General features: G+C 70.7%; 10 protein-coding genes and 1 pseudogene. 5 read left to right on the top strand and 6 right to left on the bottom strand.

Going from position 1 to position 15,327, the window contains the following annotated elements:
• Positions 1-116: 116 nt before the first annotated feature.
• A complete protein-coding gene (locus F4X11_16810) occupies positions 117-365 on the top strand; it encodes a hypothetical protein (GenBank protein MYN66665.1) in 249 nt (82 codons plus the stop codon).
• A 280-nt stretch (positions 366-645) separates the two neighbouring features.
• Positions 646-3,111: a TonB-dependent siderophore receptor gene (locus F4X11_16805; protein ID MYN66664.1), complete on the top strand. Its 2,466-nt coding sequence runs from the start codon at positions 646-648 to the stop codon at positions 3,109-3,111.
• 51 nt (positions 3,112-3,162) lie between these two features.
• Here the strand turns inward: F4X11_16805 and F4X11_16800 are convergent, their stop codons facing one another.
• Both F4X11_16800 and F4X11_16795 read right to left on the bottom strand, forming a co-directional pair.
• Positions 3,163-4,080, bottom strand: a complete 918-nt coding sequence (locus tag F4X11_16800; GenBank protein ID MYN66663.1) for a 1-acyl-sn-glycerol-3-phosphate acyltransferase — start codon at positions 4,078-4,080, stop codon at positions 3,163-3,165.
• Positions 4,004-5,776, bottom strand: a complete 1,773-nt coding sequence (locus F4X11_16795) for a bifunctional metallophosphatase/5'-nucleotidase (protein ID MYN66662.1) — start codon at positions 5,774-5,776, stop codon at positions 4,004-4,006. The genes F4X11_16800 and F4X11_16795 overlap by 77 nt, the downstream gene beginning before the upstream one ends.
• A gap of 110 nt (positions 5,777-5,886) precedes the next feature.
• Between F4X11_16795 and F4X11_16790 the strand changes: the two genes are divergently transcribed.
• Complete coding sequence (locus F4X11_16790; GenBank protein ID MYN66661.1) at positions 5,887-6,405, top strand: hypothetical protein; 519 nt, start codon at positions 5,887-5,889, stop codon at positions 6,403-6,405.
• A 184-nt stretch (positions 6,406-6,589) separates the two neighbouring features.
• Here the strand turns inward: F4X11_16790 and F4X11_16785 are convergent, their stop codons facing one another.
• The 4 genes and pseudogenes from F4X11_16785 to F4X11_16770 all read right to left on the bottom strand — a co-directional run bounded on the left by F4X11_16785 (position 6,590) and on the right by F4X11_16770 (position 12,970).
• The gene (locus F4X11_16785) at positions 6,590-7,945 is read right to left on the bottom strand and encodes a DUF1552 domain-containing protein (protein ID MYN66660.1); all 1,356 of its coding nucleotides are present in this window, start codon (positions 7,943-7,945) and stop codon (positions 6,590-6,592) included.
• A 20-nt stretch (positions 7,946-7,965) separates the two neighbouring features.
• Positions 7,966-10,329: a DUF1592 domain-containing protein gene (locus F4X11_16780; protein ID MYN66659.1), complete on the bottom strand. Its 2,364-nt coding sequence runs from the start codon at positions 10,327-10,329 to the stop codon at positions 7,966-7,968.
• Positions 10,329-12,023 carry a hypothetical protein gene (locus F4X11_16775; GenBank protein MYN66658.1) on the bottom strand — a complete coding sequence of 565 codons (1,695 nt, stop codon included), beginning with the start codon at positions 12,021-12,023 and terminating at the stop codon, positions 10,329-10,331. Before F4X11_16775 ends, F4X11_16780 begins: the two co-directional genes overlap by 1 nt.
• Before the next feature lie 725 nt (positions 12,024-12,748).
• Positions 12,749-12,970 (bottom strand): annotated as a pseudogene (locus F4X11_16770) (chitinase).
• Positions 12,971-13,624: 654 nt separating this feature from the next.
• Here F4X11_16770 and F4X11_16765 point away from each other — a divergent pair.
• Together F4X11_16765 and F4X11_16760 are read left to right on the top strand one after the other, a co-directional pair.
• The gene (locus tag F4X11_16765; GenBank protein ID MYN66657.1) at positions 13,625-14,518 is read left to right on the top strand and encodes a hypothetical protein; all 894 of its coding nucleotides are present in this window, start codon (positions 13,625-13,627) and stop codon (positions 14,516-14,518) included.
• Positions 14,519-14,633: 115 nt separating this feature from the next.
• Positions 14,634-15,323, top strand: a complete 690-nt coding sequence (locus tag F4X11_16760) for a class I SAM-dependent methyltransferase (protein MYN66656.1) — start codon at positions 14,634-14,636, stop codon at positions 15,321-15,323.
• Positions 15,324-15,327: the final 4 nt, after the last annotated feature.

Raw genomic sequence — 15,327 nt, 5'->3', positions numbered from 1 at the left:
ACCGCGGAGGCGGATCCGAGCTGCGGACTACGCCGCTGGCGCCCGCGGTCCAGCCGGCGGCGCTTGCGGGCCAGGTCGCGGGCGCGCCGTGTTCGACGGGCCGCGGTGGGGGGGGTGTGACGTTGCAGCATCCGGGCGGTTCGGTCGAGGCGCGTCGACGTCGTCGGGTTCTGCGGGCGCTGCTGCGCGGGCACCGGTGGTCGCGGCCGGCGGCCGTGGTGCGGGCTCGCGAGTTGGCGGCGGCCTCGTTGATGGAAGCGGCGGCGGAGGTGCGCCGCGGCCGAGGTGACGGGAGGGCGCGGGCGCTGCTGGCGCGGGCGCTGCGGCGGCTGGTTCTCGTGCGGGACCTGGACATGGCGCCGTAAGGAGGCCGGTCGGCGCTAGCCAGCGTCGCCGCTCCATTTCCACATCGCGATCCCCGCAGCTTTGCGCCGGGCGTCATCACCCGCAGCCATCCGCGACGCTCGCCGGCGACAGGGATGCGCCGGGAGGCTTCAGCAAAACTTAAGCAACTGTTAAGCAAGTGGCCGGCCGCTTCATTGGATACTCATCAATTGGACCGCGTACGGTGGCCCGAACAAGCATGGAGAGGAAAGACAATTGAGATCGGATTCGAATTCAGGACCGGTAATCGATGCAACGCGCGTGCGCAGTAGCTGTGGCGCTATCACCGCGCTTACTGCAGCGCTCGGGTTGCTTGTGGCGGTTCCGGCGGCCGGCCAGCCGTCGGGCATGGTGCAGGGAACGGTCGTGGACGAAGGCGGCGGGGCGCCGCTGGCGGCGGCTGTGGTCACTATCGAGGAGCTCGATCGGTCGGCCACCACGGGATCCGACGGCGCGTTCAGCTTCAGCGACGTGCCGGCCGGGGATTACAGCCTGACGGTCAGGCGGCAGGGATTCGCGCCGCTCACCTCACGTATCACGGTCGCCGCGGGCTCGCCCGTGCGCCTCGACCTGCGGCTGCCGGTAGCGGCCTTCGAAGAGCGCGTTACGGTCACCGGCATTCGCGGCGAGCTGGGGCTCGGCGAATCGACGGAGGCCGGCAGCCGCCTGGGCCTGCGCGCCATGGACATTCCGGCCTCGATAGACGTGATCGACAGCGCGGTCATGCAGACGCGCGGCTTCCAGCGGATCAGCGACGCGCTGGAGACGGTGCCGGGCGTGCTCGCGGGTCACAGTCCGGCCGCGCCGTCGAGCTTCTCGGTGCGCGGGTTCACGCGCTCGCAGATCACGGTCCTGCGGGACGGGATCTGGCTCGGCCCCGCCAACATGGTCATGCGGCCGCAGAACACCTTCAACCTCGATCGCGTCGAGCTGCTCCGCGGACCGGCGTCGGTGCTCAACGGCCAGGGCGCGGTAGCCGGCACGGTGAACGCCGTCACCAAGCAGGCGATGGCGACGGACGCGCCCGAGTACAACGCGTTGTTCTCGTACGGACGGTTCAACACGCATCAGACGGCCGTCGGCGCGAACGGGCCGATCAGCGACACGCTCTGGTACCGCTTCGACGTCAGCCGATACGGTTCCGACGGCTTCGTCGAGCGCATGAGTCCGAGCTCGTCCAACGTCACCGGCAACCTGTTGTGGCGACCCGCCCCGCGGGCCGAGTTGCGGTTCAGCGTGGACTACCTGACCGACGACGTCGGGTCGTATTTCGGCACCCCGCTGCTGCCCGCCGCGGTGATCGGCGAACCGCTCGACGTGATCTCCACCACCACCGGCGAGGGAATCGATGCGCGCACGCGTTTCCTCAATTACAACGTGACGGACGCGGTGAACGATTCGACGCAGCTCCTGCTGCGCGCCGACGCCGAGGTGCAGCTGAGCGATCAGGTCACGCTGCGCAACACGGTCTACAACTTCAACGCCAAGCGGAACTGGCAGAACGCGGAAGGCTTTCCGTACTGCACCGCCGTCGTCGACGTCTGCACGACAGTGGGCCAGATCCAGCGCTACTACGGCTACTTCTTCGTCGACCACGACCAGAAACTGTTCGGGGACCGCGTGCACCTCGACATCAGGACCCCGGTCGGCGGGCTCGAGAACCGGGCCACCGTCGGCTTCGAGGCGTCCACGCTCGACTTCGAGCGCGGTCGCGGATTCCGCCGGCAGCTCCCGCTCGTACCGGGCGACATGGTCGATGTCTTCAACCCGGTGCCCGGCACCTACGGGCAGCGCGAGCTGCGCGGCGTCAGTCCCACGTACATCGATTCGTGGGCGTTCTTCATCGAGGACTCCCTGCCGCTGGGCGATCGCGTCAGGCTGGCCGGCGCCCTGCGGCATGACGGCATGAGCCTCGAGCGGGTCAATCGCGACGCCGTCGGCGCGGTGGAGCCGAGCGGCTTCGTGCGCGACTTCCGCTGGTGGAGCTGGCGCACCGGCGCGGTCGTGAACCTGCGCGACGACTTGGTGGCGTACGGCCAGTTGAGCAACGCGAAGGATCCCGTCAACGCCAACATCTTTCTGGTCAACGCGAACCAGGATTTCGACCTCACCGACGCACGGCAGTGGGAGGTCGGTCTGAAGGCCGACCTCGACGGGGGTCGCACGCAGGTCACTGCCGCCTGGTTCGACATCGAGCGGGACGACATCCTGGAGCGGTTCGCCCTGGACAGCGCCACGACGATCGGCGGCATCCAGTCGCGCGGACTGGAGTTGTCGGTATCCGCTCGCCCGAACACCGACGCGCAGATCGGCGCGAGCGTGGCCTACACGGACGCGGAGTTCGTGCCGTCGGCCAATTTCGTCCGGTTCGCGGGGAACACCCCGCCCAACGTGCCGACTGCCGCCGGCAATCTCTGGGGCAGCTACCGGAACATCGGCGGCGCGCCGCTGGAGGCGGGCGCCACGGTGCGCATCGTCGGCGATCGCCAGGCCAACAACGCGAACGCGATCGTCCTCAACGGCTACGCGCATGCGGATGCCTACGTCGCGCTGACGCTCGACCCCGTGCGCGTGACGTTCAACGTCGACAACTTGACCGACGCGGCGTACGCCTCATGGTCCGACATCTTCTACCTGGGGCAGACCGATCCGTCGTTCATCTATGCCAACCAGGTCATGCTCGGGGCGCCGAGGACCTACTCGGTGATGCTGCACTTCGAGTTCTGACGCGGCGACGGGTTCCCGGGTCCCGACCGTGGCGAGCGCGAACCGGTTTCGTCAGAAGCCGGTCTCGACGGCGCGCTGGTCCGGCGGGACGACGGGCTCGAAGATGCGTTCTACCTCCCGGTGCAGGCGCCCGGCCAGTTCCTTGCGGTCGCTGGCGCTGGCCGCGACGGGACTGAAGCGCACGACGATGTCGAAGCGCCGAAGCTCGAAGAGCCGCTGCGCGTGGGCGAAGAGGGGGGCGTCGCCCCACCAGCAGACCGACAGGTGCGCCGGCGGCTCCTCGGGGGCCGTGCGGTAGGTGAGCGCCGCCGCGTGAACCGGCATCCCGGTGCGCGCCGCGTGGTCGAGAAGAGAGGTGCGAAAGCGGCGGACCTCGAACCCCTGCGTGCTCGTTCCCTCGGGGAAGATGACAACGCCGTAGCCGCGGCGCAGCACGTCCTCGATGAGCCGATTGACGCGCAGCACGTCACGGCCCGTCTTCCGGTCTATGAAGATGGTGCCCACCGAACGGCAGAGGATTCCGACGATCGGCCACGAGCGCATCTCCATCTTGGCGACGAACCAGGCGTCGGCGCAGGACGCCAGCGCCGGAATGTCCACGTAGCCGAGGTGGTTGCACACGAGGAGGAAGGGCGTCCGCGGGGCAGGCCCCTCCACCCGCACGCGTCCGCCGATGATGCGCAGGCAGATGCGGGCCCAGGCGCGGAAGATCGCGTTGCGGGCAGGCCGTCGCAGGCGCGGCGCCGGCAGGAGCAGGGCGAGGGCCGTCCACAGGATGGCGAAGAAGACCCCGGTGACCAGCGCCAGCGACGCGATGCGCAGGTAGCGGCGCAGGAGCCGCGGCGGGGCGGTGCGGCTCAATCGGCCCCCCGGACCTGATCCGCCATATGCGCTATCGAGATGTCCCGGCGAGGCAGGATCCGCGCGCCGGCGTGTCCCAGCGCGGCGGTGTAACGAAATCGGCGGCATCGAGCCGTCCGCCGCGGGCAATGAGCCAGTCGGAGACCGCCTCCCGGACCAGCGGCGCCGACGCCTGCGCCGCGGCCGGGGGCGCGGCGACAGCGTCGCGCGCGGCGCGCCGGGCGAAGAAATCCGTGGTCGCCACGACGAGCGTATCGTCCGGGCCGATCGGGGCTCCCGATGGACGGAAGATCTCCAACTCCCGCCGATCCCCGTCGCACGTCACCCGCACGCGGATGCCCGACACGCTGGGGATTCCGCGCCGGCTGCGCGCCAGCTCGCGCGTCAACTCGCGGGCCAGGGCCTGCCGCACCTGGGCGCCGGTCATCACCAGCTCGGCGATGCGGTTGTCGAAGGCGAACACGTCGTAGAGGGGGCCGCGGGTGAGCGCCCCCGCCGGCAGATCCCTGCGCAGCCCCGCCCGCCTGCCGCCCATGCCGATCGCGAGGTCCGCGCCCGGCGCGGCAGCCAGGATCGCATCCGCGAAGAGGTTGGCGAGCGGCGATTCGATGCCGTCGGGATTCCGCGGGAGCGGTGTGTCCAGGGTGACGCCGAGCGGCTCGGCGCGCCAGCGGTTCACCCGGTCGAGCGCGGGCTGCATCGCAGCGACGATCGATGCGTCGGGCCGGACGGGCGCACCCTCGTAGGCCGCGGGCGTGCCGCCGCCGGTCGCGCAGGACCAGCCGTCCGGCGCGACGGCGGCGCAGACCGCCTGGGGCGGGAAGAGCCGGGCGGACACGACCCCGGCGCCGCGCTCGACGGTCAGGTCGACCCGCGCGAAGGCGCTCCCGCGCGAGTAGGCCTGGACGATCGGGATGCCCGCCACCTCGTGCGCCACCGCCCCGTGGGAGTGGCCGGCGACGATCGCGTCGACCAGGCCGGGTGGCAGCCGCCGGGCCAGCTCGAAGATCTCGGCATCGTCGTCGCACGACGACAGGTCGGTGGGATCGTCGAATCGGAAGCAGGCGCCGCCGGCGTGCGCGAGCACCAGCACGAGGTCGGCGCCGCGCCGGCGCAGGCGACGCGCCTCGTGCTCGACGGCGGGTTCGAGCGCCGTCGTGTCGAGTCCCTGGACGTTGGCGGCGAGCGTTCTCGTGAGCGCGTAGCGGGTCATGATGCCGACGATGCCCACCCGGAGGCCCGCGGCGTCGACGAGTGTGGACGGCCGGACGTTCGGCCACGCCACCGGGCGTCCCGTCGCCGCATCGATCAAGTTCGCCGCGAGAAACGGAAACCGTGCGCGGGCGGCGGCGGCCTTGAGCGCGCCGCGCATGTCGGGCGTTCGGCCGTCCCGCGCCGCGGTGTCGAGGGCCCCGTAGTCGAACTCGTGGTTGCCAATGGCGAGCGCGTCGTAGCCGAGCGCATTGTAGGCGTCGACGACGAGGGCCCCTTCCGAGATGTTGGCGGCGATTCCGCCCTCGAAGGTGTCGCCCGCGTCCAGCAGCAGCACGGCGCCCCCGTCGGCCGCCCTCGCCGCGCGCAGGTTGCGCAGGTACCCGCCCAGCAGCGCGACCCCTCCCTGTCGGTCGTTCGGGAAGACGCGGCCGTGCAGGTCGGTGGTGCCGATGATGGAAAGCGTGACGCGGTCGATGGCGCCGTCCTGATCGGTCGAGGGAACCTGCTCCGCCGGAGACGCCCCCGCGAGCAGAACGCAGGCGGCAACCAGCGCGGGCGCGGCGACAATCGGCCGGAGCAGGCACCTCATGGCGGAATTCTACCGGGCTCGACCCTCTCCCGGGGGGATGCGGCGGGAGCCTGCGCCGCAGGACTCACGCCGTTGCGTTCTGCGGCGCAGACCCCTAGACTGAATGCGTCATGAGCATGGTCATTCGCGTGCTGATCGTCGCCGGTTGCCTGCTGTCGATCCCGGTGGCGGCGGTCACCACCGCGGCGGTCAAGCAGCGGTTCGCCGATGGACCGAACCGGCTGTTCTCCGGCGGCCCCCTGGTGGCCGGCGAGTTGTACGCCGGCCCCGAACCGGACTGGAGCTTCGTGAGGGACATCCCCACCATCGAGCTGCAGTTGCTGGATCCTCCCCGGTCGCGCCGCATCTGGACGACGGAGCACGACGGCCGGCTCTACGTCTGGTCCGGCTACATGGGCACCGCCGTGGGGCGGTTGTGGAAGCGGTGGCCGGTGCAGGCGGAGCGCGACGGCCGGGCGGTTCTCCGGATCGAGGGCAAGCGCTACGACCGCCGGCTGGTGCGGATCGAATCCGGGGAGATACTGGACGGCATCGCTGCCGCCATCCGCGACAAGTACCCGTCGCAGGTGACCCGCGCGTCGGTGGAAGCAGGCGATTCCTGGGTCTTCGAGGCGGCCCCGAGGGACTGACGGCAATGGGATTCCCGGAACTGTCCCCGGACCGGGCGATGAACTACTTCTACTGGAGCATCGCCGCCGCTGTGGCCGTCACGGTCCTCTCGGTGCTGTTCGTCCCCGGTGTGGACGACTTCGTCGAGCGCACCTTTCAGGGGCTCGTGGGCCGCGCCGCTCGCTGACGGGTCGCCTGAACGTCCTAGATTCCCGTCAGGTATTGCAGCTTGCCCGTGCTGTCCCCGAAGGTCTCCACCGGCAGCCCCAGCTTCTCGAGCACGGCGACGTGCAGGTTCGACAGCGGCGTGTCGTGGTCGTAGCGCAGATGGCGGCCGCCCCGCACGCGCCCCGCGGCTCCGCCGGCCAGCAGCGTCGGCAGGTCGAGGTGGAAGTGCAGGTTGCCGTCGCTGATGCCCGCGCCGTAGACGAACAGCGAGTGGTCGAGCAGCGAGCCGTCGCCGTCCGGGATCGACTGCATCTTCTCCAGGAAGTAGCCGAACTGCCGGATGTGATGCGTATTGATCCGGGCGAGCATCGCCAGGTTCTCGGGGTCGTTCTGGTGGTGCGAGTAGCCGTGGTGGCCGCCCGGCACGCCGATCTCGGGGAACGACCGGCCGCTGACCTCCCTGCCGAACATGAACGTGCTGACGCGCGTCAGGTCGGTCTGGTAGGCCAGGATCAGCAGGTCGAACATCAGCCGGCAGTGCTCCTCGAACGTGTCCGGGATGCCGGCCGGCTGCTCGACGACCGGGATCTCGCGGTCGCTCTGGCGCTCGGCCATCTGGATGCGCCGCTCGACGTCGCGCACCGCGTCGAGATACTGGGCGAGCTTGCGCTGGTCACCGGCGCCCAGGGTGCGCTGCAGCGCGTCCGCCTCGTCGGTCACGAAATCGAGGATGCTGCGGTCCTGGCGGAGGCGGGCCAGCCGCGCCTGGACGTCCGTGCTGTCGGTGGCGCCGAAAAGGCGCTCGAACACCGCGCGCGGGTTGTTCTCCATCGGCAACGGCGTGGTCGGCGTGCGCCAGGCGATGGTGTTCGTGTAGGCGCAGCTATAGCCCTGATCGCACGCGCCGAGCACCTCGACCGAATCGATGGCCAGCTCCAGTGAGGCGAGCTGGGTCTCGTTGCCGAAAGCACGGGCGGCAATCTGATCCACGGAGACGCCGGCCCGGATGTCGGGTCCCTCGGTCTTCTTGACGTGCACGCCGGTCAACCACGTCGACGCGGCGCGGGCGTGATCTCCGACCCCTTCGCCCTCGCGCGGGATGGCCACCTTGTCGGCCAGGCCGCTCAGCACGTTGACCCGCTCGCGCACCGGCGCCAGCGGCTCGAGGACGGGCGTCAACTCCAGCGCCGTGCCGGTTCCCCCGGGGGTCCAGGCGCGCATCTCGACGCCGTTCGGCACGTAGACGGCGCCGAAGCGACGGACGGGGCTGGCCGCCGAGTTGCGGATCGCCGCAAACGCCGGGACCATACCGTCCAGCAGGGGCAGCGCCAGCGAGGCGCCGAGACCGCGGAGCACCGTACGGCGGGGAAGCGTCTTCTTCGTGATGATCATCTCTGCACCTCTATCGTCCGCTACGGTGCGCTGTGGTCGCTCGCGTCCAACGGTTTCCGCATCCGGAACGGCGCGCTCTCGACGATACCGAGAATCAGCGACGACCAGCGATAGCCGCCGGCCTCGGCGTTCCGAAGAATCCGGCGCACGGCCGGCGCGTCGCGGTGGTCCAGCCCGCGCCCGAGCGCGTAGGTCAGCAGCTTCTCGGTGACGGCGGTGGCGAACTCGGTGGCCCACGGCGAGCGCAGCAGCGCGTCGCGGAACGCGGCGGGGCCGTCGAACGGGGCGCCGTCGGGCAGCTCGCCCGAGGCGTCGATGGCGGTGGCCGTTCCGTCCTCACTCGCGCGCCAGCGTCCGACCGCGTCGAAGTTCTCGAGGGCGAATCCCAGCGGATCGATCTTCGCGTGACAGGTCGAGCACGCGGGGCTGGCCCGATGCTGCGCCATGCGCTCGCGCATCGTGGCCGGTACAGCGGCGGCGTCGTCTCCGCCGAGCTCCGGGATGTCGGGCGGCGGCGGCGGCGGCGCGCCCAGAAGATTCTCGAGCAGCCACTTCCCCCGCAGCACCGGGGAGGTGCGGTGCGGATAGGAGGTCACCGTCAGGATGCTCCCGTGACCGAGCAGGCCGGCCCGCCGGTCGTCGCGGTACTGCACGCGGCGGAAGTGGTTCCCGTAGACGTTGGGAATGCCGTAGTGCCGGGCCAGCCGTTCGTTGACGTAGGTGTAGTCGGCTCGCAGCAGGTCGTGGACGCTGCGGTCCTCTCGGAGCTGACTTCCGAAGAGCAGCTCGGTCTCTCGTTGGAGCGCCTGCCGGAGGTTGTCGTCGAACGCGGGAAACCGCGTGGTGTCCGGCGTCACCGTGCGCAGGTTGCGGAGATAGAGCCACTGGCCGGCGAAGTTCTCCACCAGAGCCCGAGAGCGCGGGTCGGCGAGCATCCGGCGGACCTGCGATTCCAGCACGGCCGGGTCGCTCAACTCCCCGCGGGCGGCCAGCTCCACGAGCTCGTCGTCCGGGATGCTGCTCCACAGGAAGAACGACAGCCGCGAGGCCAGGTCGAGGTCGGCGATACGGTAGGGGGCGTCCGGCGCCGCGTCCGCCGGCTCGCGTTCCACTCGGAACAGGAACTTCGGCGACACGAGCAGCGCCTCGAGGGCCCACCGGATGCCGTCGTCGAAGCCGTTGCCCGCGTCCCGGCCCGCCTCGAAGGCGGCGAGGAGGGGCGCGGTGTCGGCGGCGGTCACCGGCCGCCGGTACGCACGGCGTGCGAGCGACGTGAGGATCCGCTCGGCGCACGGCCGTTCGTCGGTTTCTTCGCTCGGGTGGCAGATGAAGATGGCCCGGCGGCTCGGGGTGTCCGCGGGCGCTCGTCCGTCGAAGGGACCGACGACCTCGATGCGTTCCACGGACGGGGCGTTCGGATAGAGCGTGAAGGCGAAGCTGGTGATCGGGGGCGGCGCCGGCCGCCCGTCGACCGGCAGCGAACGCCCGATTTCCTCGACGAAGGAAGCGCCCAGCAGCCGGGCGCCGGCGGTCACCGAAATGCGTACCGCCAGCGGCTCCCTTCCCGCCAGGTCGAAGAGCCGGACGCGTTCGCGATCGAGACGGATCTCCAGTTGGTGCCCGGCGCGTGCGCGTCCCCGCAGGGCCACCCGAACCACGTATTCCGCGTCGAGTGGGAAGTGGTGCCGCACCGCGAGACCGCCGCGGGACCCGAACGGCAGATCCTCGCTGACGCGGCCGTCCTGCGAGAGCAGCGGCGACGTCTTGTAGACGGCGGTGGCCGGGCGCAGCGTCGGGTCGCCGACAGCGCGGCGGCTGATCTTCGCGGCCGCCAGCAGGTAGCGTTCCAACAGCCCCGGCGAGACCGACAGCACGTCGCCGATGTTGTCGAATCCGTAGCCCGAATCGTCCGCCGGCAGCAGGGCCCGCCCGTCGACCTCCAGCGCCAGCAGGTCCCGGACCGCGTTGGTGAACTCGGCGCGGTTGAGTCGCTGCAACGCGGGCCGCCCCGGATCGGGGCTCGCGTCCGAGGCGCGGTCGAGAGCGGCTTCCAGGTAGCCGACGACCGCGGAGTAGGTTTCCGCGTCCGGCCGCGGGCGCGGTGCGGGCGGCATCATGCCGGTGCGGAGCTTCCGCACCACTTTCTCCCAGATCTCGGGGGCGTCGCCGACGTGTCCCGGATCGGCCGTGTCGAGGGCCAGCCCCGCCGTGCGCAGGCGTTCGTTGTGGCAGGTGACGCAGTAGCGGTCGAGCGCGGCGCGGGCCGTGACGGCCGCCCGGGTGTCCTCGGCTTCCTGCGCCGGTACCGGACCCGCGCCGGTCAGACCCGACGCCACGACGATGCCCGCGACGACCGCCGTCCGTTTCAGCGCCATCGTCTCCATCAGCGTCCCGTGCGGGCCGCAGGGCCGCGGGGCTCGGGCGCGGCCTGATCCCGATCGCCGTAGTTCGTCAGTCCGAACGTCAACCGGATGCCGGCGGCGGGGTCTGCCCCCAGCTCCCGCAGCCGCATCGCCGCCGCGGGGTGTCGCACGAAGGTGGTGCAACAGATCAGATGCCCCTCGGCGAGGCGCAGCGGCGTCTGCCCGGCCGCGTTCAGCGCATCGATGTCCGCGCCGTTGTCCACGAGGAATTCGATGACGCGGTTCGCGTTGTGGTAGGCCGCGGCGTGCAGGGCGGTCTCGCCGTGCGCGTTGGCGGCGTTGACGTCGAGGCCAAGCTCCAGCCCCGCGGCGAGCGCCTCCACCGCCTTCTCCTCGGTCCAGGCGTAGTAGGTGATGTCGGTCGCGGCGCGCTTGCCGAGCCCGGCCGCGAGCATCAGGGCGTTCGATCCGTCATCGGTCGTCAGGTGCGGGTCCGCCCCCGCCGCGGCCAGCAGGCGCATCATCCGGCCGTCCGCGGACTTGGCGGCCACGATGAGCGGCGTGGAGCCGATCTGGGTCAGCCGTCCCGAGCCGGGAGACGTGAAGACGCCGATCTCGAACGAGTTGGTGAGACGCTGCGGGCGTTCGAGGCGGACATCCGGATCCGCGCCGCGGGCGAGCAACGCCTCGGCCACGGCCAAGCTGCCGGTGGCGCTGGCCAGATGCAACGCCGTGAAGCCGGCATCGGCCGGATGCGGATCCGCGCCCGCGGCGACCAGGAGAAGGGCCAACTCCTCGTGGCGCTTCACCAGGGCCAGCATCAGCGCGGTGACGCCGTCGGGTCCGGCATCGTCGACGTCCGCACCGGCGGACAGCAGCACGCGCACGGTCGGCGCGTCACCGGCCAGGACCGCGTAGAGCAGCGGCGTGAATCCGCCCTCCGGCCGCGGGGGATCCCGGTCCCCGTCCCGCGGGAGCACGGCGGGGTTGACGGCTTCGAACCGGCTCAACACCTTCGCCTCGCGGACGATCGTCCGGGCCCGCGGCGTATGCACCGCGGTGCGCGCCTGCACGTCGGCCCCGACCTCCGCCAGCAGCGCCACCGCGCGGGGGTGCCGTTCGGCAACCGCCCACATCAATGCGGTATGCCCGCTCCTCGTCGCCGCGTCGACGTCGGCTCCGGCCGCGAGCAGCCGCCGCAGCACGGTCGCGTCGCCCGAGCGCGCGGCCATCATCAGCGCGGTCCCGCCCGCCGGGCGGGCCGCGTTCGGATCCGCCCCGGCCCGCACGAGCAGCTCCACCATCGGCACGCTGGCGTTCTGGCTGGCGAGCATCAGCGGCGTGACGCCGAGGTCGTTCGCGGCGTTCGCATCGGCGCCGGCGGCCAACAGCAGACCGGCCGTCGCGAGATCGTCCCAGTGGACCGCCCACGCCAGCGCCGTGGCTCCATCGGCCTGGGGCGCGTCGACGTCGATCCCTTCGTCGAGCAGCGCCCGCACCGCCTCGACCTCCCGGCGCTGCGCCGCGTCCGCGAGCCGCCGATCGGCCAGGGCCGCGCCGCCGGAAGCCTGCTGCGCCGAAAGCTCGACCGAGACCGGCGCGGCGCGGGGCCGAACGGGAGCGGCGTGGATGCCACCCGCGGTCAGCGCCGGTGCGTCCGTCGCGGTCAACAGGGCGCAGAGTGCCGGCGCGAGCGCATGAAAGCGCTTGTTCATGGCGTGACCGGCATGCTATCGCACCACGAACGCAAGTTCCAGCCGAAGGAAAGGAGTGTGGTTGCATGTGGCCGGTACCGACCGCGGACAGGCTGATCCGAAGCGCCACGGTCCGCTGCGGCGCCGGCCGGGGCGCGTGCGATATAATCGAGCTTGGTCTTCAGGCTCCGGGAAACGTATGAGGATTCGCATCATGACGACTTCGAAGCTGGTCGGTCTCTGCGGCGCCGCCGCGATCATAGCGCTCGCGTTGCCGATTCCCGCGTCCGCCGGGGAGGTTCCGGACGACCCGACGTTCAGCCGGGACATCGCGCCGATTCTGCAACGGAGTTGCCAGAAGTGCCATCGGCCGAGCTCGCTCGCGCCGATGTCGCTCATCTCCTACGAAGAGGTGCGGCCCTGGGCGCGCGCCATCAAGTACCGGACCGGGCTGCGGGACCAGCCGGGCGTCATGCCCCCCTGGTACATCGAGAAGAACATCGGCATCCAGCGGTTCAAGGACGACTGGTCGCTGAGCGACGACGAGATCGCCACGATTGGCCGTTGGGCCGACAACGGGGCGCCGCAGGGCGACCCGGCCGACATGCCGGAGCCGCCGCCGTTCATCGACGTGGACGAATGGGAAATCGGCGAACCCGATCTGATCGTGTCGTCGCCGGCGTTCGAGATCGCGGGCGACGCGCCCGACTGGTGGGGCAGCCTGGGCGAGGTCGAGACCGGACTGACCGAGGACCGCTACGTGGCGGCGATCGAATACAAGGAGCGCAACGACCTGCAGCGCGGCGTGCGGTCGGACACCGTGGGGGGGTTGTTCGTCGTGCATCACTCGGCGCTCTACACCCTCGGACCGGACGCCGAGCCGAGCGACGTGGTGAGTTGGCCCGTGCACGAGGTAGGGCGCAACGCCGACGTGTTCGACGCGCAGGCCGGCCGGCTGCTCGAGGCCGGCACCACGGTGCTGTTTCCGTCGACGCACCTGCACGCGAACGGGACGGATACGCGCGCCCACATCGACGTGGGCTTCAAGTTCCATCCGCGGGGCTACGAGCCGGACAAGGAGATGCAACTCCTCTTCTTCGGCAACGGCCCGGACCTCGACATCCGCCCGATGGAGTCCAATCAGCGCGCGGACGCGTACTTCACCATGCCGGAGAACGCGAAGATCAGCGTCTTCGAGCCGCACATGCACGCGCCCGGCGTCCGGATGTGTCTCGACGCGATCTGGGGATCGACCGTGCGGACGCTCAACTGCGCTGGCTACGACCACAACTGGGTGCGTGTCTACAAGTACGAGGACGATGCGGCGCCGCTGCTCCCGAAGGGCACCGTGCTCCACCTGAAGGGGTACTTCGACAACTCGCCGACGAATCCGAACGTCCCGGATCCGCGCAACTGGTCCGGTTCGGGCCATCGCTCCGTGGACAACATGTTCATCAACCTGATGCAGGCGATCTACCTGGACGAAGAGGAGTTCGCGCAGGCGGTCGCGGAGCGCGAGTCGACGCTCGACGACGGTGACCTCGTCGGCGACATCGGCTGCATCACCTGCGGCTCGGACGGCGGGTCGGACGCGGCTGGCGGCGGCAACTGAGAGGCGCGTCATGAACGGTACCGCCCGTTTCGGCATCGCGGTGGTGGTGGCAGCGCTGCTCGCGGCTCCTTCGTTGGGGCTCGCCCAGGAGTTGTACGCGACGGGCCAGACCATCTCGCCCGCCTACGAGGGCTGGGAGCGCAACGACGACGGGTCGTTCAACCTGGTCTTCGGATACATGAACCGGAACTGGGAGGAGGAGATCGACGTCCCGGTCGGTCCCGACAACAGCATCGAGCCGGGCGGCCCGGACCACGGGCAGCCGACCCGCTTCCACCCGCGGCGCAACCGGTTCATCTTCCGTATCCGTGTCCCTGCCGACTTCGGCGACAAGGAGCTCGTCTGGACACTGACGGCCAACGGGCAGACCGAGCGCGCCTACGGTACGTTGAAGCGCGACTACTTCATCGACAATCTGGTCATTCAGGCCAACTACGGTGCGGGCGGGGCCGCCGGGTCCACGCCGGAGCTGCCCGACAACCAGCCGCCGACGCTGGAGATCGAAGGCGGGAGAGACCTTGCAGTGCCTTCCGGTGAGCCGCTGTCACTCGTAGCGCTGTCGACCGATGACGGCAAGCCGAGGGCCCGGTCCATCTCGTCGAATCCGCGCTATCCCCGTCCCATTACCACCGACACCGCCACCGGCCACCGCCTGTCGTGGTTCGTTTACCGGGGCGCCGGGACGGTGACGTTCGACCCACCGCAGATCAAGGTCTGGGAAGACACCCGCGACAACGTCGATTCTCCCTGGTCGCCCGGGTGGAAGACGCCCGAGCCGCCGGAGGACGGCCGCTGGGTCGCCGAGGCCACGTTCGCCGAGCCGGGCGACTACGTGCTGCGCGCCATCGCGCACGACGGAGGCCTGGCCACGACCGCCGACGTCATCGTCACCGTCACGCCGTGAGGAGCGCCGCCGTCACCCCATGAACCCCAGTGCGCCGGCGTCGCCGCTGCCGGCCCCAGGGACCGACATCTTCGGGCTCACTCGTTAGCGTCGGCCTGGCGGCCGGCAATCGGGCATGGCGGACGACACATCCCACTCCGTACGCCGTCATCTGCGCGTCGCCATCGACGCCTACGACGCGACGATCCGGCAGTTCATTCCCGGTTACGAGGAAATGCTCCACGTGGCCGCCCGCGAGTTGGTGCGCGTGGCCTCGGGCCTGGTGCTCGACCTCGGGGGCGGCACCGGGGCTCTCGCCGAGGCGATTCTCGAGTCGGGCGCGAGCGGGACCGTCGAGTTGATCGACGTGGACCGGGAGATGCTCGCGCGGGCCCGGACGAGGCTCGAGCCCTACGCAGGGCGCGTCCGTTTCACCGAAACGTCGTTCCTCGCGGCGTTGCCGCGCTGCAGCGGCGCTGCGGCGTCCCTGGCGCTGCACCACGTGCCGACGCTGGAGGCCAAGCGGGCACTCTACCGGCGGATCCACGATGCGCTCGATCCAGGCGGCGTCTTCGTCAACGCCGACGCCACTATGCCGGCGGATCCGGCGGCGGGCGAAGCGATCTGGAGCGCCTGGGCCGATCACATGGTGAGACAGGGCATCACCCGGGAGCGGGCCTTCCGGCACTTCGAGGAGTGGGCTGAGGAGGACACCTACTTCCCGCTCGAGGACGAGCTGGCGGCCGTTGCCTCGGCCGGCTTCGACGCCGAGTGCGTCTGGCGCGAGGTGGGAATGACGGTGGTGGTGGGCCGCAAGTCCGGCTGACGGC

The sequence above is a fragment of the Acidobacteriota bacterium genome, from assembly GCA_009861545.1.
Lineage (GTDB): Bacteria > Acidobacteriota > Vicinamibacteria > Vicinamibacterales > UBA8438 > WTFV01.
Note: the sequence above shows the minus strand (reverse complement) of the source record. Positions and strands in the feature narration are given on the sequence as shown.